The sequence below is a fragment of the Sphingopyxis sp. LC81 genome (assembly GCF_000756375.1).
Classification (GTDB): Bacteria; Pseudomonadota; Alphaproteobacteria; order Sphingomonadales; family Sphingomonadaceae; genus Sphingopyxis.
Map to the genome: position 1 here is coordinate 25,239 of NZ_JNFD01000002.1, position 19,136 is coordinate 44,374.

A 19,136-nucleotide genomic window follows, 5' to 3' on the forward strand; every position below is an offset into this window, starting at 1 on the left:
GATTTAGAATGAAAGCGACGATCGAACGCGCAGTGTTGTTGAAAAGCCTCGGCCACGTCCAGTCGGTGGTCGAACGGCGCAATACCATCCCCATCCTCTCGAACGTGTTGATCGAAGCCGATGCGTCGGGCCAGCTAAAATTGATGGCGACCGACCTCGACCTGCAGGTCGTCGAAACGATCGCGGCGAAGGTCGAGACGCCGGGCACGACCACCGTGTCGGCGCACACGCTTTTCGAAATCGCCCGCAAGCTGCCCGAGGGCGCCGAGGTCAGCCTCGCCGCCGCCGAGGGTAAGATGCAGGTCAAGGCCGGCCGTTCGAACTTCAACCTGCCGACGTTGCCGCGCGACGATTTCCCGGTGATCGCCGAGGGCGACCTGCCGACCAATTTCGAACTGCCCGTCGCCGAGCTGATCCAGATCATCGACAAGACGCGCTTCGCGATCTCGACCGAGGAAACACGTTATTATCTCAACGGCATCTTCCTGCACGTCGCCGAGGATGCATCGGGTCCGGTGCTGAAGGCCGCGGCGACCGACGGCCACCGCCTCGCGCGCTACACCGTCACGCGCCCCGACGGCGCGTCGTCGATGCCCGACGTCATCGTGCCGCGCAAATGCGTCACCGAAATCCGCAAGCTGCTCGACGAGGCCGAGGGTAATGTCGAAATCAGCCTGTCGGCGAGCAAAGTCCGCTTCCAGCTCGGCAACGCGATCCTGACCTCGAAGCTGATCGACGGGACTTTCCCCGACTACAGCCGCGTCATCCCGACCGCGAACGACAAGCTGCTCAAGGTCGATCCGAAGAGCCTCTATCAGGGCGTTGACCGCGTCTCGACGATCGCCAGCGAGAAGACCCGCGCGGTCAAGGTCGGTCTCGATAAGGATCGCATCACGCTGTCGGTCACCAGCCCCGAAAACGGCACCGCCGCCGAAGAGGTCGCGGCTTCTTATGACAGCGATTCGATGGAAATCGGCTTCAACGCCCGCTACCTCAGCGACATCCTCGGCCAGGTCGACGGCGACACCGTCGAACTCCACCTCGCCGACGCGAACGCCCCCACGCTGATCCGCGAAAGCGAAAAGAGCCCGGCGCTCTACGTGCTGATGCCGATGCGGGTGTAGTGACCCGATAAAGCCCGAAACGAAAAAGGCCCCGCGCTTGCGGGGCCTTTTCTTATCCGGCCTTCGCGACCCGCCAGATCACCCCGCCGGTATCGTCGGCGACCAGCGCGCTGCCGTCCTTGGCAACCTTCACATCGGCCGGGCGGCCGCGGGTGGTCTTGCCGTCCTTGCCGAGGAACTGATCGAGCAGCGTGACCGGCAGCGCGTCGACCGGCTTGCCATTGGCGCCGAACTTGACGAACACGACGCTGTACCCCGCGACCGGCTCGCGGTTCCACGACCCGTGCAGCGCGATCAGCGCGCCGTTCGCCCAGCGATCGCCAAGGTCGAGCCCCTGGGTAAAGGTGAAGCCGAGCGGCGCGGTGTGGGCACCGAGGCCATATTCGGGACGCTTGACGTACTGGCGGCGATCCTCGGCCTCGGGCTCGACGCGCGGATCGATGTAGCCGCCCCAATAATACCAGGGCCAGCCATAGAAATCGCCTTCGGTCACGTCGGTCAGATAATCGGGAACCAGGTCGCTGCCGAGCATGTCGCGCTCGTTGACGACGGTCCACAGCCGGTCGCTGCCCGGGTAGAAGCCAAGGCCGACGGGGTTGCGGATGCCCGCCGCGAAGGTGCGCATATATTTGTTCTCGGGCCGCACCTCGAGCACGCTGGCGCGGCGGAATTCGCGGTTCATGCCCGCTTCGCCGATGTTGGAATCGGCGCCGACGCCGATGTAAAGCCAGCCGTTGGGTGCAACCGCGAGGCTCTTGGTCCAATGGCGGTTGGTGCCCTTTGCGGGCAGATCGACGAGCTTGGCCGGCTTGCCGCTCATCTTCGTCTCGCCCGCCACATAGGGGAAGGCGAGCAGCGCGTCGGTGTTTGCGACGTAAAGCGTCGTCCCGACCAGCGCCATGCCATAAGGTGAGTTGAGGCCCGTGATATAGGCGGTCTTGACCTCGGCCTTGCCGTCGCCATCGGCGTCGCGGAGCAGGGTGATACGGTTCGCCGACGGCTTGCGGCCCGTGCCGCCCTTGCCCATCAGATTCTTCATCACCGCGCCTTGCACGCCGCCATCCTTGCGCGGCGGGCTCTGCGATTCCGCCACCAGAATATCGCCGTTCGGCAACACCAGCATCGTCCTCGGATGGTCGAGCCCTTCGGCAAAGCGCGCCACCGCCAGCCCCTGCGCGGCGCGCGGCGCCTGGCCTGCGGGCCAGCTCGTCGCCTCGGGCACATTGACCGTCGGGAAGCTCTCGGTCTTTTGCGACGCCATCACCGGCACCCGCCCGCTGAGTTCGGCGGTCGAGAAGCGCGCCACGTCGGGGCGCGACATGACGTACAATGTGATGCCGCCGACGATCAGCAGCAGCAACAGGGCGAGGGCGGCATATTTCAGGATCTTGCGCATGGCGCCTGTCTACACGGGCCAAGCGCGGCGTCAAAGGGGGTTGCATCGGCACGCGAAGAGTTAACAGGCGACGGCTGAAAATTAACCTTACCCGATCGTTCATCACGGTTGGGAACGGCGCGGTGAGGGGCGGCGCGTAACAGGGCGTTCACCCCAACGGACCAGGAATTCGATGCACCTGCCAGCACCCTTTCTCACCGACCGCGACGCGGTCGAGGATGCCCATGCGCTGATCAGTATGCATGGCGAAGAAGCGGGCTTTGCCGCCGCAGCGCGCGCCGAACAATATCGCGTGCTCGGCAACCACGTTCATTTCGCGCGTTGGCGCCAGATCGAACGGCTGATCACCTATTTGTCGGTCGAGGATATCCTCGACACGGTGCACTGAGTGCAGACACCCTCCCCCTTGATGGGGGAGGCAGCGAGACTTGCCAGCTTGCTGGCTAGTCGCAGCGGTGGGGGTGTGGTTTCGGCCTGAGGTGACCGTTCAAGGACGCGCCATCACCCCCATCCAACTTCGCCTAATCGTTGCGCGATAAGGCGGCGTATCCTTCCCCCATCAAGGGGGAAGGAAATCAGATTCGCAGGCCCGCGGTTTCGGGCAATCCCGCCATGATGTTGAGATTCTGGACGCACGCGCCGCTCGCGCCCTTGCCCAGATTGTCGAGCCGCGCGACGAGGCGCGCCTGGCTGGCATCGCTATTGGCAAAGACGAACAGCTCGATCCGGTCATCGCCCGCATCCGACGCGCGAAGCAGCATTTCGCCATCCGCCGGCGCCTCGCCCATGACGACGATCGGGCTCGCGCCATAGAAATCGGCGAGCGCCGCTCGCAGCGCGTCGGGCGACGCGGCGGCGGGCATGGCATTCAGCGGCAACGGAACCTCGACCACCATTCCGCGATGCGCCGCGATCACCGCGGGCGAAAACAGCGGACCGATCGCAAGCCCGCACCGCGCCTGCATCTCGGGCACATGCTTGTGGCCGAGCGCCAGCGCATAGCCGCGCCATGCGATGTCCGGGTCCTCCTCGAAGCGCTCGATCAGCGCTTTGCCGCCGCCCGAATAGCCGCTGACCGCATGACAGATATAGGGCCAGTCGGCGGGAAGCAGGCCTGCCTGCACGAGCGGTGCGACCAGCGCGATAAAGCCCGTCGAGTAGCAGCCCGGGTTCGACACGCGCGCAGCCTTGGCGACGGCGTCGTGCCCGCTGACTTCGGGGAAGCCATAGATCCAGCCCGGCGCGACACGATGCGCGGTCGATGCGTCGATGACGCGCGTGCGGTCATTGCCGATCATCGCCACCGCCTCGCGCGCCGCATCGTCGGGAAGGCAGAGGATCACGAAATCCGCATCGTTCAGCGCCTCACGCCGCGCCGCCGCATCCTTGCGGCGCGCATCGTCGAGCGCGATCATCGTGAATTCGTTCCGCCCCCCAAGGCGTTCAGCGATTTCGAGGCCCGTCGTACCCGCCGCGCCGTCGATGAAAACCGTTTTCGTCATATCTTATCGCAGTCTTTTATATCCGCTCACCGGCGGATCATGATCCTTTGCTGCCGAACGCGCGATGACGTCGGCCAGCGGCTCGGCCTTCACCGCCATCCATCGTCGGCTGGCATGGATGATGTTGCGATCGTCGGCCATGATGCCGACATGGCCGGGGAAGAAAACGAGGTCGCCGCGCGCGAGCGCCGCCGGATTGACATCCTTGTCGGGGCCGAGCGCCGCAAGCTGGAGGTCGCTGTCGCGTGGCAACTGAACACCCGCGGCCGCCCATACGAGCTGGACGAGGCCAGAACAGTCGATCCCCTTGGCGGTGCGGCCGCCCCAGACATAGGGCGTGCCGATCATTTGTTCGGCGAGTTCGGCGGGGTCACTGTCCTCGGTGCCGACTTCGACGAGCGCCGCCAGCGGCAGATAACCGTGCGACGTCGCGAGCCATTCGCCCTCGGGTTCGCCCATCACCAGCGCGCCGCGCGGCAGGACGGCGGGGCCGCCGCTCGCGGCATCGGGCGCACTGTGCAGCATCGCCTCGATCATCGCGACACGGTGCGTCGGCGCGATCGGCGCTGCGAGCGCTTCGGCGGCGAGATAACCGACATAATGATCGGCAAGGCAATAACCCCACGCCCAGCCGCCGGTGAGGTCGAGCAGCGCAAAGCCTTCGCCGAACAACAGTTCGCTCGTCTGGTCGGCGTCGACCGACGGCGACGCGCGCAGCGATGCGCCGGGCAGTACGCCGCTGCGCATCATCGGCGCCGCATAATGCGGCGCGAAATGTGTTCCAGCTACCGCGATATCGGCCAGGTCGGGACGGATCGCGACGACGCGCGGATCGAAGCTCTGCGACGTGCCCGTCAGGCCAAAGCGATCGCGGCCCGCGCCCGCGGCGCCGGGCCGCCCCATGCGCACGCGGTTTGCCGCTGAATTATCGCCACTTTCTGCTGTCACTTGCCGTCCCGTAAAAAGCTTGGTTCCGCGCGTGGCGGACAATCGCGCGCCATTAGACCAGCAGGACCCTCTTGATCAAGAATGTTCAGGCTTTCCCGCGCCGGTCATAGCGCGCCTGCAGCATCGCCCATGCGGCGCGGAGACCCAGCGCGGCGCCGCCTTTCGGCCGTCCGGGCTTTGCCGAAGGGCGCCAGGCGAAGGTGTCGAGATGCGCCCATAGGGCGCCCTCGGGGACAAAGCGCTTCAGGAACAGCGCCGCGGTGATCGTCCCGGCGAAGGGCGAACTGCCCGCATTGCCGAGATCGGCGATGTCGGTTTCGAGCAGGTCGGCATAGCCATCCCACAGCGGCATCCGCCACAGGGGATCGTCGCGGTCGATCCCACCCGCAAGCAGCGCTTCGGCGAGCGTGTCGTCATTGGCGAAGAGCGGCGGCAGGTCGGGGCCGAGCGCGACGCGTGCAGCCCCCGTCAGCGTCGCGAAATTGACGATCAGCTCGGGCTTGCCTTCGCCCGCCTTCGCGAGTGCATCGCCCAGAACCAGCCGCCCTTCGGCGTCGGTGTTGCCGATCTCGACCGTCAGCCCGAGGCGGCTTTTCAGTACATCGCCCGGACGGAACGCGTCGGCCGAGATCGCATTTTCCGCGGCGGCGACGAGGCAGTGAAGCCGCACCGGCAGCCCGCTCGCCATCACCAGCTCGGCGAGCGCGAGCACGTGCGCGGCGCCGCCCATATCCTTCTTCATCAACCGCATGCCCGCCGCGGGCTTGATGTCAAGCCCGCCGCTGTCGAAGCTGATCCCCTTGCCGACCAGCGCGACGCGCGGATGGTCTTCCTTGCCCCACTCGATCTCGATCAGGCGCGGTGCGTGATGCTTGGCGGCGGCGCGGCCGACCGCGTGGATCATCGGATAGCCCTGTTCGAGCGCCTCGCCCTTGGTCACGGTGAGCTTGCCGCCATGCGCCTTGGCGATGCGTTCGGCCGCCTTCTCGATGGCGGCGGGCCCCATGTCGGCGGCGGGCGTGTTGACGAGATCGCGGACGAGCGCGGTCGCCCGCATTTCCGCAACCATCGGCGCGATCGCCCCGACGTCGCTCGTCAGTAGCACGCGCGGGCCTTTAGTCGGCGGATTCGATTTATAGGTGTCGAAGCGATATTGCGCGCTCATCCACCCGAACAGAGCCTTGCCCGGCTGCTGGCCTTCGAGGCGGTAACGGCCTTCGGGCAGGATTTGCCCCAGCTTGGCGAGGCACCAGGCCGACAGGCTGTCGACCTTCGCGACCGTGGTGACGACCGCCCATTTTTCGGGATCGTCTCCCGGCAGGATCGCGTGGACGAAGGCCTCGGGCTTGAAGCCGACCGCGGCGAGATGCGCGCGTTCGCGGGCGCTGCGGCCCTTCAGCCATTCATCATAGCCCTTTTTGTCGACGAGATGGATCGGGCGCGCGTCCTGCCCCTTGTCGGGCTGGATCAGATCGGAATAGTCGGTCATGCACGCGGTGCTAGGCCGCGCGGGATATTTTGTCGATTCCCGGCGTTATGTCTGCATGACGATCAACGCACCTTGGCGAAATGCCACTTCGATCCTTGCCGGCGCGCTGCTGCTGGCGGCATGTTCCGACGACAAGCCGACGAAGGCGGAAAAAGTGGCGGCCGCGTCGGTGCCCGGCGCGCCGTCCGGCGGCGCCGCCGACGAAGCGGCGAAGGATGCGCCCGCGTCGAAGGTCACCGAAAGCAACGACCTGATCGAATTCGTTTATGCTTATCCCAAAGAAGCCGCCCAAATCCCCGAACTCGCCAAGGCGCTCGACAGCGACCGGGCGACGAAGCGCGAGGCGTTGGTGGCCGCCGCGCGGCGCGACAAAGCAGCCGCCGAAAAGGGCGAATATCCCTATCGCGGTCATACCCATCGGCAGACCTGGCAACGCGTTACGAGCACACCGCGTTTCCTCAGCCTGTCGGCCGAGATCGAGACCTATACTGGCGGCGCGCACGGCATGCAGACCTTCGACACGCTGATCTGGGACCGCAACCGGCGCAAGCAGCTGAAGCCGCTCGACCTATTCCAGAGCGGCGAAGCCTTTGACGCTGCCATCCGTGATTCTTTCTGCGCTGGCATAAAGCGCGCGAAAGCCGCGAAGGGGATAACGGCCGACGAGGCGCCCGACAGCCCCTTCGCCAAATGCCCGCCCGCATCGGCGCAGACAATATGGCTCGGCTCTTCGGATGGGCGCTACCTCGACCGCATGACGATCGCGATCGCGCCCTATGAGGTCGGCCCCTATGCCGAGGGGAGCTACAAGATCAACGTGCCGGTGACGGGTGCGCTCGTCAAAGCCGTGAAGGACGAATTCGCGCGCGACTTCCTCCCGATCAACTGAACCGAAGGACAAGCTCATGGCGAAGCAGCCCAAAGCCGGCAAGGTTGGCGAAAGCGCAAAGGAGAAGAAGGGCAAGCGGAGCGCAGCGACGAAACTGCGCCGCGCGGTGGGGTCGGGCAAGACGATCGCCAAGCCGCCGCCGGATCGCGAAGCCGACCTTGACCGCGCGCCCAAATGGCAGCCGCGTTATCCGGGATCGGGCCGCCTCGACGGCAAGGTCGCGATCGTCACCGGCGGTGACAGCGGCATCGGCCGCGCGGTTTGTGCGCTGTTTGCGCGCGAGGGCGCCGACATCGCGATCGTCTATCTCGAGAACCGGGCGGACGCCGTCGAAACCGCCGCGATCGTCGAGGCCGAAGGACGCCGCGCGATCGCGATCAAGGCCGATGTCGGCAAGGCGAAGACGGGCGAAAAGATCGTCGCGCAGACGGTCGACAAGCTCGGCCGCCTCGACATCCTCGTCAATAACGCCGGTGAACAGCATCCGGCCGCGGATATCCGCGACATTAGCGAGGAGCAGCTGCAGCGCACCTTCGCCACCAACATCTTCGGGATGTTCTATTTGGTGCAGGCGGCTTTGCCGCACCTCAAAAAAGGCGCGGCGATCGTCAATTGCACCAGCATCACCATGTATCAGGGCTCAAAGGGTCTGCTCGACTATAGCGCCACCAAGGGCGCGATCACCGCCTTCACCCGCTCGCTCAGCGAAAATCTGGTCAGCAAGGGCATTCGCGTGAACGGCGTCGCACCGGGGCCGATCTGGACCCCGCTGAACCCGCGCGGCGGCGCGCCCGCCGGGAAAGTTGCGACCTTCGGCGAGGGCACGCCGATGAAGCGCCCGGGCGAGCCCAATGAGGTTGCGCCCTGCTTCCTGTTCCTCGCGTGCGACGACAGCAGCTATATGTCGGGCCAGGTGCTGCATCCCAACGGCGGTACGATCGTTAATGGCTAGCGGGGCGGGCAAGGAGAATTGCCATGCCAGCCAAATCGAAAGCCCAGCAGAAAGCCGCCGGCGCCGCGCTCAGCGCCAAGCGCGGCGATACGCCGAAGTCGAAACTCAAAGGCGCATCGAAAGAGATGGCCGAAAGCATGACCGAAAAGCAGCTCGAGGATTTCGCCAAGGGCTCGACCAAGGGCAAGCCCGAGCACGTCGACTAGGGCTTATTCCGCGGCTTCAAGCTCGGCCGGTGCCGATGCCACTGTCGCTTGCGCGTTGGAGAAGGTCAGCACCCCGTCGGCAATCGCGCCGGTGCGCATGTCGATCCGGTCCTGCACATAATTCTGGCTGAGCCGCCAAGGCAGCGCGACCGTGCTCTTCGGCATGATGTGCAGCGAGCGCTGGATATAGCCCGACGAGAAGTCGAAGACATTTTCCTCTTCAAGGCTCGACGGATCAGCCAGCGCCGGTGTCGCGACGGTAGTGCCGGTATCGCGCATATGGTTGAGCACGCGGCAGACATATTCGGACACGATGTCGGCGCGCAGCGTCCAGCTCGCGTTGAGATAACCGAACACCGCCGAGAAGTTCGGCACGTTCGAGAACATGCACGCCTTATAATAGAAATGGTCGTGCCAATCGACGGGGGCGCCGTCGACGCGCACCGGAATCTTGCCGGCGACAGCGAGTTTGAGGCCGGTAGCCGTGACGATGATGTCGGCATCGAGGTGCCTGCCCGATTTCAGCTGGATGCCGGTGGCGTCGAATTTCTCGATATGATCGGTCACGACCGATGCCTTGTCCGCCTTCATCGCCTCGAAGAAATCGGCATCGGGGACGAGGCAGAGCCGCTGGTCCCATGGGTTATAGGGCGGGGTGAAGGCTTCGGCGTCGTAGCGGTCGCCTAGGCTCTCCTGCAGCTTTTTCGTCAGGAACTCCTTGACCTTCTCGGGCTTCTCGCGCGCGCGGCGGAAGGCGATATCTTGCAGCCGGACATTCTTGAAACGCGTGATTTTGTACGCGAGCGTCTCGGGCAGGAATTTGCGAAGGAAGTTCGCGAACGCGTCCTTGGCGGGCCGGATAAAATACCAGGTCGGGGTGCGCTGGAGCATCGTGACGTGCGCGGCCTCTTTCAGCGACGGGACGATCGTGACCGCGGTTGCGCCCGATCCGATCACGACGACTTTCTTGCCCTTGTAGTCGAGGTCCTTCGGCCAGAATTGCGGGTGGATGATCTGACCCCGGAAATCCTCGCGGCCCGCGAACTGCGCGTCGAAGGGCTCGTCATAATCATAATAGCCCGAGCCGAGGTAAAGCCAGCGCGCGGTCGTGCTCGACCTCGCGCCCTTGCTGTCCTCCATCGTCACCGTCCAGCGCGCGGCATTGCTGTCCCAGTCGGCGCCGACGACCTTGCTGTCGAAGCGGATGCGTTCGCGGATATGGCGTTCGTCGACGATGCGATTGAGATATTCGAGGATCGACGGCCCGTCGGCGATCGACTTTTCATGCTTCCACGGTTCGAAGACAAAGCCGAGCGTGTGCATGTCGCTGTCCGAGCGGATGCCGGGGTAACGGAACAGATCCCAGGTGCCGCCAAGTTGTTCGCGGCGCTCGACGAGGGCGAAGCTGCGGTCGGGCGAATTCATCTGCAAATGCACGGCCATGCCGATGCCCGAAATCCCCGCGCCGACGATCAGCACATCCTGATCGACCGGTGCAGCTTTCGCGTCCGCGGGGCGTTCCGTCGTCGCCGTGCCTGCCATCATCCTGTCTCCCGACTATGTTTGATGGGTAGATTACGCACCGCGTTTCATTTTGCAATCGAATTGACGTTTACGGAAAGTGCGGTGGCGATGAAGCGTCCTTGTCGCTGTCACATTATTGTCATAGGGGCGTAACCTGTTTGTCACCCATGGCCTCGCGCGCCCGAAACCGCCGGAAAGGATGAAAGCCTCATGCGTCAGATCGCCGTCCTTCCCTATCGATTCGGGGGTCCTGCGCAGGACGGGCCGACCGAAATCCTGCTGATCACGTCGCGCGAAACGAAGCGCTGGGTGGTGCCAAAGGGTAATCCGCTGACCGGCATCACGCGTCATGCCGCCGCCGCGATCGAGGCGGAAGAAGAGGCGGGTGTGATCGGCGCGGTGTGTCCGACGCCGATCGGCAGCTATGAATATCGCAAGCGCCGCGCTAACGGCGCGTCGATCAAATATGATGTCGAAGTCTTCCCGCTCGCCGTGACGAACGAGCTCGACGACTGGAAGGAAATGGACGAACGCGACCGCAAATGGTTCTCGTTCCGCGATGCCGCGTCGGCCGTGGAAGAGCCCGATTTGCAAGCGCTGATCCGCTCGTTCGGCGATGGCGGTTTCCGCGCCGTCGCCCAGCCGCGCGGGGTCGTCGAAAATGTAGCAGACAAGACAGGGGTTAGCTGGATGTTCGCATGGTTTCAGCGTTTGCTGCCGCGACAAGGAAATTTCTTTGAATTGTTCGAAAGCCACGCCGCGACGCTCGTCGCCGGGGCGAATGCCTTGTCACGCATGTTGCAGGGCGGCGAGGGCATCGCCGACCATATCCAGGAAGTCATCGAGCGCGAGCATGACGCTGATGCGATCACCCGCGAAGTGCTCCAGACCGTACGCCGCACCTTCCTGACCCCGTTCGACCGCAGCGCGATCACCGACCTGATCGCCTCGATGGACGATGCGATCGACGAGATGCAGAAGACCGCGGGCGCGGTCGACCTGTACGACGTCACCGAATTCGAGCCCGAGATGCGCGACATCGCGGGCATCATCGTCGACGCGGCGCGCCTGACCGCCGAAGCGCTGCCGCTGCTCCGCAACATCGGCGCCAACGGTCCGCGGCTTCACGAGCTGACCGAGCGGCTGGTGCGGATGGAGGGCCATGCCGACGAGATTCATGCCGCCGGGCTGAAGCGCCTGTTCCGCGAGCATGGCGAATCGAACCCGACCCGCTTCCTGATCACGCGCGAACTCTTCCGCCATCTCGAGCGCGTCACAGACAGTTTCGAGGATGTCGCGAACGAAATCGACGGCCTGGTCATCGACCACGCATAAGCGGGGACGTCCACCATGCACGAACTCGCTTTCCCGCTCCTCGTCGGCCTCGTCATCCTCGCGCTGGCGTTCGACTTCCTGAACGGCCTGCACGACGCCGCGAACAGCATCGCGACCGTCGTCGCAACGCGGCTGTTGCGGCCGGTGCAGGCGGTGTTGTTCGCCGCCTTCTTTAATTTCGCGGCTTACTTCCTGTCGGTCATCTTTCCCGAACTACACAAGGTCGCCGAGACGATCGGCAAGGGGATCATCGACAAGGATCTGGTGACCCCCGCGGTCGTATTCGGTGCGCTGGTCGGCGCGATGTTCTGGAACGTCGTGACCTGGCTCAAGGGGATTCCGTCATCGTCGAGCCACGCGCTCGTTGGCGGGATCGTCGGTGCGGGCGTCGCGCATGCGGGGTTCGAGGGGATCGAATGGACCGGGCTCAACAAGACTGTCATCGCGATCTTCCTGTCGCCTTTGCTCGGCATGATGCTCGCGATGCTGGTGATGCTGGTCAGCAGCTGGGCGCTCCGCCGGTCGACCGCCAGCTTCGCCGAGAAGACCTTCCGCCACCTCCACCTCTTTTCGTCCGCCGCTTATTCGATCAGTCACGGGCTGAACGACGCACAAAAGACGATGGGGATCATCACCGTGCTCCTCTATTCTACCGGCTATCTCGGCGGCGAATTCCATGTCCCGCACTGGGTGGCGTTCAGCTGCTACATCGCGATCGCGCTCGGCACGCTGTCGGGTGGGTGGAAGATCATCGAGACGATGGGCGGCCGCATCACCAAGCTGTCGCACCATCAGGGTTTCGCCGCGTCGACCGGCGGGTCGATCATGGTTTTCACCGCCAGCCTGCTCGGAATCCCGGTGTCGACGACGCACACGATCACCGGCAGCATCATCGGCGCCGGCGTCGCGCGCCGCACGACCGCGGTGCGCTGGGGCGTCGCGGGCAATGTCGTCGCGGCGTGGTTCATCACTATTCCGGCCAGCGCGGCTGTGGCGGCGGTTTTCTATGCGATCACCCGCCTGTTCTGAATTGGGCGGGGTTGCGTTCGAATGAGAACGTAATAAGAACGCCCTCTCGGTAAAAATGGGAGCGCGCACGATGGCGGGTGATTTCGATTTCCAGATTGGCAGCTGGCAGGTGAAGCACCGCCGCCTGAAAGAGCGGCTCGTCGGTTGCGACGATTGGGAAGAATTCAACGGAACCTCCGACATGCGGCCGATCCTGGGCGGCGACGGCAATGTCGAGGACAATGTCCTCCATATTCCCGGCGGAGCCTACCGCGCGATCGCGCTGCGATCCTATGACCCGGCGCAAGGCAGCTGGGCGATCTGGTGGCTCGATGCGCGCAGCCCGCATGCGCTCGACGTTCCGGTGATCGGCCGGTTCGAGGATGGCGTCGGCCATTTCTATGCCGACGACATGCTCGGCGAACGGCCGATCCGGCTGCGCTTCATCTGGAGCGGCACCGACACCGCGACGCCGCGCTGGGAGCAGGCGATGTCGGCCGACGGCGGGGAAAGCTGGGAAGTGAACTGGACGATGGACTTTACCCGCCGCTGACCGGTCACCGCGCCGGGCGGTAATCGACGCTGGCCCCGCCGACCATCCGCACCGGCAGGTAGAGGCCGTTGCCATAAGCCTTGATCTCGCCGGTTTCGAAGCGATCGACGTGAGTGCGGATGACGAACGCGCCCTCGCGTCGCTGGTCGACCGCACGCTTAATCTTGCCCTGCAGCTTGCCGAGGTCATTCGTGAAATTCTGCGTCAGCGCGTCGGCGATCAATGGCGCAAAACCCTCGCTGCGGCCGAGCAGGATGAGGAGATCGCCGCCGACGCCGTCGGTGTCGCCGTTGATGACGAGGTCGGTAAAATGAACCTCGGCCGATCCCGGCTGGTTGGCCGGGATCGCGGTCATCCAGATGCGCCCGCGCGTCGGTTCGCCCGATCGCATCTCCAGCTTCGCCTCCACGTCGACCCCGACCGCGATCCGGCCGCCCTCCGCGCCGTAGATCGTCGACTTGCCGAATTTGACCATCATCGAGCCGAGTTTCGGCAGCACGAAAGGACGCTTCGACCGCTTGGCTAGCGCGCGGTCGACGACGGGCTGGAGCTGCGCATAGTCGGCGATCACCGGCACGCGTACGTCGAGATGCGGTTTGGGGATTTCGCGGACCAGCCGCGGCAGCGGGGTGGGCGCGGGGTCGGCGGGCCGCCCAGAGACAAAGGTTTCGGTGATCGCCTCGAGCCCCAGATTGAGGTTCATCCGCTGCCCCTCGATCCGGTAGCCGCCATAGAGGATGCGTTGGGGCGTCACGCGCATCCACACCGGCGGGTTTTCGCGGTTGAGCTCGAGCACGGTGAAGCTCTGCCGCCACACGTCGGCGGCTTGCCCGCGGATGTCGATCTTCGCGATTTCGCGGTTTACTTCGCGTTCGACGTCCGCGACGACGGGTTTCAGCTTTGCGTCGGCCTGATCGGTGAAGGTGATGCGGCGCCCGAGGAAATCGATCCCCGGCGCCTTGGTCCAGCCATAGGTGATGTGCGCCTTGCCCTGCGTGCGCCAGTCGGGGGTGAGCTCGACGCGGATCCGGGCATGCGCCATCGCCGCGCCCGTCGCGGTCTCGCCCTTCAGCACCCCGCCGACGTCGCGCGCGGCGATCGTGGCCCGAAGCGGTACGTCGACGACGATCTCGGCGCCTTCACCGCGCAGCCGCAGCGGCCCGCGCGTCACCTGGCCGACGATCGTGCAGGCGATTGCCGGCGTGACCTTGACCTTCTTGCCAAAGAGCTTGACCCGCTGCGGCTGGACGCAGGCGCGCTCACGCTGGTTGATCGTCCACAGCGTCCTCGGCACCGCTCGTTCGAGCGCTTGCTTGAGCGACGCGGTGTTGGCGTTGATCGGCACCGCGATCAGCGATTTTTGCGTGGGGGAAGGGGCCTTGTCGGTAGCGCGCGGCGGCGCTTCAACCGCGGTCTGGCGGTCGCAACCCGCGAGCGATCCTATTAGCAGCAGCGCGGAAAATGCTTTGGCATGCATGGTACAGCCCTCGTTCGATGGCTCCACCTACCATCGAATAGTAAAAGCTGTTCCAATATTATGCTTTAGCCCGCAACGATCCCGAACAGGTCGTGCTCGTCGGCATCCTCGATCGCGACATCGACGATGTCGCCAGCCTTCAGCGTCGCCGCGACGTCGCGGAGGTAGACGTGGCCGTCGATCTCGGGCGCGTCGGCCTGTGAGCGGCCGGTCGCGCCGATGCTGCCGTCCTCGTCGGCCTCGCCGACCTCGTCGATGATGACGGGGAGGGTGCGGCCGATCTTGGCTTCGAGCTTGGCGGCGCTGATCGCGGCGGTCTTCGCCATGATCCGCTGATAGCGCTCTTCCTTGACCTCTTCGGGCACCTGATCGTCGAGCGCGTTCGCCTGCGCACCCGCGACGGGTTCGAAGCGGAAGGCGCCGACACGGTCGAGCTGGGCTTCGTCGAGCCAGTCGAGGAGATACTGAAAATCGGCTTCGGTCTCGCCGGGGAAGCCAACGACGAAGCTCGAGCGGATCGAGATGTCGGGGGCGATCGCGCGCCAGCTCTTCAGCCGTTCGAGCACCTTCGCCTCGTTCGCGGGGCGCTTCATGCGCTTGAGAACGCTCGGGCTCGCATGCTGGAAGGGGATGTCGAGATAGGGCGTCAGCAGCCCCTCGGCCATCAACGGGATCACCGCGTCGACGTGCGGATAGGGGTAGACATAGTGGAGGCGCACCCACGGGGCGCGGCCTTCGCTGGTTTTGAGCTGGCCGAGTTCGCGGGCGAGGTCGGTCATGTGCGCGCGCACCTCGCGGCCATGCCACTGGCGCGGGTCGTGGCGGATGTCGACGCCGTAAGCCGAGGTGTCCTGGCTGATCACCAGCAGTTCCTTCGTGCCCGCGGCGACGAGCTTTTCAGCTTCGCGCAGCACCGCGTCGATGCGGCGGCTGACGAGTTTACCGCGGAGGTCGGGGATGATGCAGAAGGAGCAGCTGTGGTTGCAGCCTTCGGAAATCTTGAGGTAGCTGTAGTGGCGCGGCGTCAGCTTCAGCCCGCCCTCGGGCACCAGGTCGATGAAGGGGCCCTGCGTTGGCGGCGCGGCGTCGTGGACGGCGTCGACGACCTGCTCATACTGATGCGCGCCGGTGACCGCGAGGACGTTCGGGAAACGCGCGCGGATGACTTCGGCCTCATTGCCCATGCAGCCGGTGACGATGACGCGGCCATTCTCGGCCATCGCTTCGCCGATCGCCTCGAGGCTTTCTTCCTTTGCCGAGTCGAGGAAGCCGCAGGTGTTGACGAGCACGACGTCGGCGCCCGCATAATCAGGCGACAGGCCGTAGCCGTCGGCGCGGAGCTTGGTCAGAATCCGTTCGCTGTCGACGAGCGCCTTGGGGCAGCCGAGCGAAACCATGCCGACCTTCGGCTGGGTGGGGAGGGTTTTGACTGTCATGATTGGCGGCGCCCCTAGTCTATTTTTCGGGGTTTGTCACGCCTGCCAATGTGTCTGCGACGATTCGCCACACGCGCGGGTTGATGCCGAGGCCCAGATGCGTGCTGTCGACTTTGATGTTGCGGGCGTGGCTGTTGTAGATGTCGACCGCGATGTCGGGGCCGACGATGCCGTCGCGGTCGGAGTAGATGACGGTGAGCGGCTGCTTCAGCCCCTTCAGGTTTCGCGCGTGAATCTCGCGCTCGATTGTGTCGGCGTCGCGCCCCGCGAAGCGCTGTGCGAGCGCGGTATATTTGGGGCCGCCGATGATGGGGGTGCCCATGGTGATGATTTCGCGAACGATCTGCGGATAGGCGCGCGCGGTTTCGCGGGCGATGACGCCGCCGAGGCTCCAGCCGATGAGGGTGAGCGGGGCACCGTCGGCCTTGACCCATTCGGCGGCTTGGGCGGCGAAGCGTTTGACGTCGGCGGCGACGCGGCCCTGATTGCGGCCCATGCCCCAGTCGCGGACATGATAGCCGAGGTGGCGGAGATACGCCTCCAGGGGCCGCATCGAGAGTTCGCTCGCGCCATAGCCGGGGAGGAGGGCGACCGGCCGGCCGTCGCCGCGCGGTGCGCCGATCAGGTGATAGCCCGACAGGCCGTAGCGCAGCATGTCGAGCGGCAGCGCGAGCTCGCCGAGCGTCGCAAGCCTGCTCGGCGGCTTTAGTCCCTCGGGAAGCGGGGTGTCGCGGGGCATCGCCTTCTCCCTCCTGTCGCCCTATAGCTCGCCGCATCGGCACGGCATTGCAAGGGTGGTGAAGCATGATTGGCGTATTTGCGGCGATTTCGGCGGCGGTTGCGGTGGCGGCGGGCGCGTTCGGCGCGCATGGCGCGTCGGGGCCGCAGGAGGCCGAATGGCTGCGCACCGGCGGGCTGTATCAGCTGATCCACGCGGTCGCGGCGATCGCGATCATGGGCGTCGCGCGCGGGCCGGCGATCATGCTGCTCGTCGGCGCGGCGCTGTTCGCCGCCACCCTCTATGCGATGGCGCTCGGCGGGCCGCGGTGGCTCGGCGCGGTGACGCCGATCGGCGGAACGCTGCTGATCATCGGCTGGCTCTGGGCCGGCTGGCTTTACTGGCGGAGTTAACCGGCTTCGCACGTCTCGCAGTTGACGACCTCGACGATCATGTCGCCCGCCTGCAGCTTGCTCGCTTCGTCTTCCCAGAAACCATAGGGTTTGCCGCCGCGATAGATGCGCAGGCCGCGCCCGCCGCTCGCGAGCCGGTCGAGGCTGCCGCCGATTTCCTCGCTGCGGACCGGGCGTTCGCGCAGCTGTACCTTGCCGCCGATCGCGGCGAGGTCGGCCATATAGTCGGCGACATGCTCGCCCTGTGCCGATCCTGCGAGGAGCAGGCCGGTGAAGCTCACGGGGTTGATGACGTTCGTTGCACCCGCCTGCCGCGCGAGCAGCTCATTGTCCTGCGCGCGGATGACGACGCTGATCGGCACATTCGGGGCGAGATGACGGACGGTGAGCACGATGAGGATCGAACTGTCGTCGCGTCCCGCAGAAACAAGGACCGTGTGCGCCTTCGCGATCTGGACGTCGATCAGCGTGTCGTCGTTCGACGCGTCACCCTGGAGCACGTTGCAACCCGCCGCCTCGGCCGCCTGGATACGCGGGCCCGACTGGTCGATCACGACGATGCAGGCGGGGTCGGTGCCGCGCGCGATGAGTTCGCGGACCGCCTCGGCGCCGCTGGTGCCGTAACCGAGCACGACATAATGATCGGTGAGCTTTGCCTGGATGCGGGCCATACGCCATTTTTCCCATGTGCGCTTGAGGACGAAATTATAGGCGGTGCCGACGAAAATGAAGAGCACCATGATGCGGATCGGGGTGACGATCACCGCCTCGATCAGGCGCGAGCGGTCGGACACCGGTGCGATGTCGCCAAAGCCCGTCGTGGTGACCGAGATCATCGTGAAATAGACGACGTCGAGGAAGCTGATGTGGCCGTCGTGGCTGTCCTTCAGCCCCGCGCGGTCGACCCAGTGGACGAGCACGACGATCGCGATCAGGAGGAAGGCGACGCCGAGCCGCGTGATGACATCGGCCCAGATCGGCCAGTTGCTCGCGCGCTTCAGCGGGCGAAAGATGTGCGGCATTTTCAGCTTGTCGGAAGGCCGACGGCTCATCGGGGCGGCAACTGCTTCATCGGATCGACTGGTATGCGATTTTTGCGCAACTGGAAATGGAGTTGCGACGTCTGCACCTGACCCGTCGCGCCGGCGCGGCCGATGACGTCGCCTGCGCGGACGCTCTGGCCGCGCTTGACGTCGATCCGGCCCGCATGGCCATAGGCGCTGACCCAGCCGCCGCCATGGTTGATCAGGATCAGCCCGCCATAGATGCCGACCTGGTCGCCGGCGTAGGCGACGACGCCGCCCGCGGTCGCGCGGATCGGGGTGCCCGCCGCGGCGGCGATGTTGATGCCGTCGCTGACCCTGCCCGACGCGATCGGACCGAAGCGCGCGAGGATCGGCCCATTGAGCGGCCATTCGAAGCGGCCGGCGAAGTAGGCAGGTTCGGCGATCGCGGTGGTGACCGGCGGGCGCGGGGCGGCGCTGCCAGCGGTCGGTCGGGCTGCCTCGGCGAGCGCGGGCTGGCTGCCGGTCAGGATGTCGTCGATGTTGAGGCGGAAGGCGGCGGCGCGCGCGTCGACGTCGACCGGACCGCGCGGAACGGGACGCGCGTCGGAGGGCAGACGCAGGCGCTGGCCGACGCGCAATATATAGGGGTCGGACAGCGCGTTGATCGTGATGATCTCGCCCCAATCGACGCCATAGGCCGCGGCGATGCCGATCCCCGTCTCGCCCGCGCCGACGCGGTGATAAAGGCCGGCGGGGACGCGGAGTTCCTGCCCGAAGCGCAGCGTATAGGGCGGCACGAGGTCATTCTCGATCGCGAGCGCCTCGGACCCCGCGCCGGTCATCTCACCGACCGCGCGGAGCGTGTCGCCGGGGCGCACCGAATAGACGCCCGCGTTCACGCGGACCGCGTTGGTTGTGACCGATTTGAGCGTCCAGGTCGGGCGTTCATAGACGTCCAAGGCTTCGCCGAGCGGGCGGCGTTCGAAATCTGGCGCCGGAACGGGCCGCGATGGCGGCGTGGGTGTCGCCGGAATGCAGCCTGCGAGCGATGCGGCACATAGTAAGACCGCGATATGATGTTTGAAATCCCCCATGCGCTCCCTTTGCCAAAGCAAAGCGGCGGTGGCTACATTTCTGTCTCGTTACGACACGGAATTTG

19 protein-coding genes are annotated in these 19,136 nt (G+C 65.4%); 9 read left to right on the plus strand and 10 right to left on the minus strand.

The genetic code is table 11. From position 1 onward, the window contains the following. Positions 1–8 precede the first annotated feature (8 nt). The gene (gene dnaN / locus FG91_RS01930) at positions 9–1,124 is read left to right on the plus strand and encodes a DNA polymerase III subunit beta (RefSeq protein ID WP_037511225.1); all 1,116 of its coding nucleotides are present in this window, start codon (positions 9–11) and stop codon (positions 1,122–1,124) included. A gap of 52 nt (positions 1,125–1,176) precedes the next feature. Here dnaN and FG91_RS01935 read toward each other — a convergent pair whose 3' ends face one another. Next, positions 1,177–2,520: a PQQ-dependent sugar dehydrogenase gene (locus tag FG91_RS01935; RefSeq protein WP_037511229.1), complete on the minus strand. Its 1,344-nt coding sequence runs from the start codon at positions 2,518–2,520 to the stop codon at positions 1,177–1,179. Between the two features lie 172 nt (positions 2,521–2,692). Here FG91_RS01935 and FG91_RS01940 point away from each other — a divergent pair, with 172 nt between their 5' ends. Continuing rightward, on the plus strand, positions 2,693–2,908 hold the full coding sequence (locus FG91_RS01940) for a hypothetical protein (RefSeq protein WP_037511232.1): 216 nt from the start codon (positions 2,693–2,695) through the stop codon (positions 2,906–2,908). A gap of 187 nt (positions 2,909–3,095) precedes the next feature. Here FG91_RS01940 and argC read toward each other — a convergent pair whose 3' ends face one another. The 3 genes from argC to FG91_RS01955 all read right to left on the minus strand — a co-directional run bounded on the left by argC (position 3,096) and on the right by FG91_RS01955 (position 6,459). Beyond that, positions 3,096–4,022 carry an N-acetyl-gamma-glutamyl-phosphate reductase gene (gene argC / locus FG91_RS01945; protein ID WP_037511235.1) on the minus strand — a complete coding sequence of 309 codons (927 nt, stop codon included), beginning with the start codon at positions 4,020–4,022 and terminating at the stop codon, positions 3,096–3,098. 3 nt (positions 4,023–4,025) lie between these two features. After that, positions 4,026–4,970 (minus strand): C40 family peptidase, encoded by a 945-nt coding sequence (locus FG91_RS01950; RefSeq protein WP_235211905.1) that lies wholly within the window; start codon positions 4,968–4,970, stop codon positions 4,026–4,028. A gap of 85 nt (positions 4,971–5,055) precedes the next feature. After that, entirely contained in the window at positions 5,056–6,459 is a 1,404-nt protein-coding gene (locus FG91_RS01955) for a leucyl aminopeptidase family protein (RefSeq protein WP_037511239.1), read from the minus strand. A 55-nt stretch (positions 6,460–6,514) separates the two neighbouring features. On the opposite strand from FG91_RS01955, the gene FG91_RS01960 reads away from it, so the two are divergent. From FG91_RS01960 to FG91_RS01970, 3 genes are read left to right on the plus strand one after another with little or no spacing between them, the layout of a single operon-like run. Continuing rightward, the gene (locus FG91_RS01960; protein ID WP_037511723.1) at positions 6,515–7,348 is read left to right on the plus strand and encodes a DUF3298 and DUF4163 domain-containing protein; all 834 of its coding nucleotides are present in this window, start codon (positions 6,515–6,517) and stop codon (positions 7,346–7,348) included. Between the two features lie 16 nt (positions 7,349–7,364). Continuing rightward, complete coding sequence (locus FG91_RS01965) at positions 7,365–8,300, plus strand: SDR family oxidoreductase (RefSeq protein WP_081940369.1); 936 nt, start codon at positions 7,365–7,367, stop codon at positions 8,298–8,300. 23 nt (positions 8,301–8,323) lie between these two features. Beyond that, a complete protein-coding gene (locus FG91_RS01970; protein WP_037511241.1) occupies positions 8,324–8,506 on the plus strand; it encodes a DUF3008 family protein in 183 nt (60 codons plus the stop codon). A 3-nt stretch (positions 8,507–8,509) separates the two neighbouring features. On the opposite strand, the gene FG91_RS01975 is transcribed toward FG91_RS01970, so the two are convergent. After that, the gene (locus tag FG91_RS01975; RefSeq protein WP_443027727.1) at positions 8,510–10,051 is read right to left on the minus strand and encodes a flavin-containing monooxygenase; all 1,542 of its coding nucleotides are present in this window, start codon (positions 10,049–10,051) and stop codon (positions 8,510–8,512) included. Positions 10,052–10,240: 189 nt separating this feature from the next. On the opposite strand from FG91_RS01975, the gene FG91_RS01980 reads away from it, so the two are divergent. The 3 genes from FG91_RS01980 to FG91_RS01990 all read left to right on the plus strand — a co-directional run bounded on the left by FG91_RS01980 (position 10,241) and on the right by FG91_RS01990 (position 12,926). Further along, positions 10,241–11,365, plus strand: coding sequence for a DUF47 family protein (locus FG91_RS01980; protein ID WP_161785611.1), 1,125 nt, complete (start codon positions 10,241–10,243; stop codon positions 11,363–11,365). 15 nt (positions 11,366–11,380) lie between these two features. Next, positions 11,381–12,394 carry an inorganic phosphate transporter gene (locus FG91_RS01985; protein WP_037511243.1) on the plus strand — a complete coding sequence of 338 codons (1,014 nt, stop codon included), beginning with the start codon at positions 11,381–11,383 and terminating at the stop codon, positions 12,392–12,394. A gap of 70 nt (positions 12,395–12,464) precedes the next feature. Beyond that, positions 12,465–12,926, plus strand: coding sequence for a DUF1579 domain-containing protein (locus tag FG91_RS01990; protein ID WP_200878383.1), 462 nt, complete (start codon positions 12,465–12,467; stop codon positions 12,924–12,926). 4 nt (positions 12,927–12,930) lie between these two features. Here FG91_RS01990 and FG91_RS01995 read toward each other — a convergent pair whose 3' ends face one another. The 3 genes from FG91_RS01995 to FG91_RS02005 all read right to left on the minus strand — a co-directional run bounded on the left by FG91_RS01995 (position 12,931) and on the right by FG91_RS02005 (position 16,578). Beyond that, entirely contained in the window at positions 12,931–14,403 is a 1,473-nt protein-coding gene (locus tag FG91_RS01995) for a DUF4403 family protein (RefSeq protein ID WP_037511249.1), read from the minus strand. 65 nt (positions 14,404–14,468) lie between these two features. Continuing rightward, complete coding sequence (rimO, locus tag FG91_RS02000; protein ID WP_037511252.1) at positions 14,469–15,839, minus strand: 30S ribosomal protein S12 methylthiotransferase RimO; 1,371 nt, start codon at positions 15,837–15,839, stop codon at positions 14,469–14,471. 19 nt (positions 15,840–15,858) lie between these two features. Then, a complete protein-coding gene (locus FG91_RS02005; protein ID WP_037511254.1) occupies positions 15,859–16,578 on the minus strand; it encodes an esterase/lipase family protein in 720 nt (239 codons plus the stop codon). A 65-nt stretch (positions 16,579–16,643) separates the two neighbouring features. Here FG91_RS02005 and FG91_RS02010 point away from each other — a divergent pair, with 65 nt between their 5' ends. Then, positions 16,644–16,970: a DUF423 domain-containing protein gene (locus FG91_RS02010; protein ID WP_037511257.1), complete on the plus strand. Its 327-nt coding sequence runs from the start codon at positions 16,644–16,646 to the stop codon at positions 16,968–16,970. Here the strand turns inward: FG91_RS02010 and FG91_RS02015 are convergent. Together FG91_RS02015 and FG91_RS02020 are read right to left on the minus strand one after the other, a co-directional pair. Further along, a complete protein-coding gene (locus tag FG91_RS02015; protein ID WP_052187223.1) occupies positions 16,967–18,022 on the minus strand; it encodes a potassium channel family protein in 1,056 nt (351 codons plus the stop codon). The two genes, FG91_RS02010 and FG91_RS02015, sit on opposite strands and share 4 nt — an antisense overlap. Further along, entirely contained in the window at positions 18,019–19,071 is a 1,053-nt protein-coding gene (locus FG91_RS02020; protein WP_052187224.1) for a LysM peptidoglycan-binding domain-containing M23 family metallopeptidase, read from the minus strand. The genes FG91_RS02015 and FG91_RS02020 overlap by 4 nt, the downstream gene beginning before the upstream one ends. Positions 19,072–19,136 lie beyond the last annotated feature (65 nt).

Excerpts from the sequence above, each read along its gene's own strand:
- dnaN (WP_037511225.1), top strand. The coding sequence starts at position 9 with ATGAAAGCGACGATCGAACGCGCAGTGTTGTTGAAAAGCCTCGGCCAC.
- FG91_RS01935 (WP_037511229.1), bottom strand. The coding sequence starts at position 2,520 with ATGCGCAAGATCCTGAAATATGCCGCCCTCGCCCTGTTGCTGCTGCTG.
- FG91_RS01940 (WP_037511232.1), top strand. The coding sequence starts at position 2,693 with ATGCACCTGCCAGCACCCTTTCTCACCGACCGCGACGCGGTCGAGGAT.
- argC (WP_037511235.1), bottom strand. The coding sequence starts at position 4,022 with ATGACGAAAACGGTTTTCATCGACGGCGCGGCGGGTACGACGGGCCTC.
- FG91_RS01955 (WP_037511239.1), bottom strand. The coding sequence starts at position 6,459 with ATGACCGACTATTCCGATCTGATCCAGCCCGACAAGGGGCAGGACGCG.
- FG91_RS01960 (WP_037511723.1), top strand. The coding sequence starts at position 6,515 with ATGACGATCAACGCACCTTGGCGAAATGCCACTTCGATCCTTGCCGGC.
- FG91_RS01965 (WP_081940369.1), top strand. The coding sequence starts at position 7,365 with ATGGCGAAGCAGCCCAAAGCCGGCAAGGTTGGCGAAAGCGCAAAGGAG.
- FG91_RS01970 (WP_037511241.1), top strand. The coding sequence starts at position 8,324 with ATGCCAGCCAAATCGAAAGCCCAGCAGAAAGCCGCCGGCGCCGCGCTC.
- FG91_RS01975 (WP_443027727.1), bottom strand. The coding sequence starts at position 10,051 with ATGATGGCAGGCACGGCGACGACGGAACGCCCCGCGGACGCGAAAGCT.
- FG91_RS01980 (WP_161785611.1), top strand. The coding sequence starts at position 10,241 with ATGCGTCAGATCGCCGTCCTTCCCTATCGATTCGGGGGTCCTGCGCAG.
- FG91_RS01985 (WP_037511243.1), top strand. The coding sequence starts at position 11,381 with ATGCACGAACTCGCTTTCCCGCTCCTCGTCGGCCTCGTCATCCTCGCG.
- FG91_RS01990 (WP_200878383.1), top strand. The coding sequence starts at position 12,465 with ATGGCGGGTGATTTCGATTTCCAGATTGGCAGCTGGCAGGTGAAGCAC.
- FG91_RS01995 (WP_037511249.1), bottom strand. The coding sequence starts at position 14,403 with ATGCATGCCAAAGCATTTTCCGCGCTGCTGCTAATAGGATCGCTCGCG.
- rimO (WP_037511252.1), bottom strand. The coding sequence starts at position 15,839 with ATGACAGTCAAAACCCTCCCCACCCAGCCGAAGGTCGGCATGGTTTCG.
- FG91_RS02005 (WP_037511254.1), bottom strand. The coding sequence starts at position 16,578 with ATGCCCCGCGACACCCCGCTTCCCGAGGGACTAAAGCCGCCGAGCAGG.
- FG91_RS02010 (WP_037511257.1), top strand. The coding sequence starts at position 16,644 with ATGATTGGCGTATTTGCGGCGATTTCGGCGGCGGTTGCGGTGGCGGCG.
- FG91_RS02015 (WP_052187223.1), bottom strand. The coding sequence starts at position 18,022 with ATGAGCCGTCGGCCTTCCGACAAGCTGAAAATGCCGCACATCTTTCGC.
- FG91_RS02020 (WP_052187224.1), bottom strand. The coding sequence starts at position 19,071 with ATGGGGGATTTCAAACATCATATCGCGGTCTTACTATGTGCCGCATCG.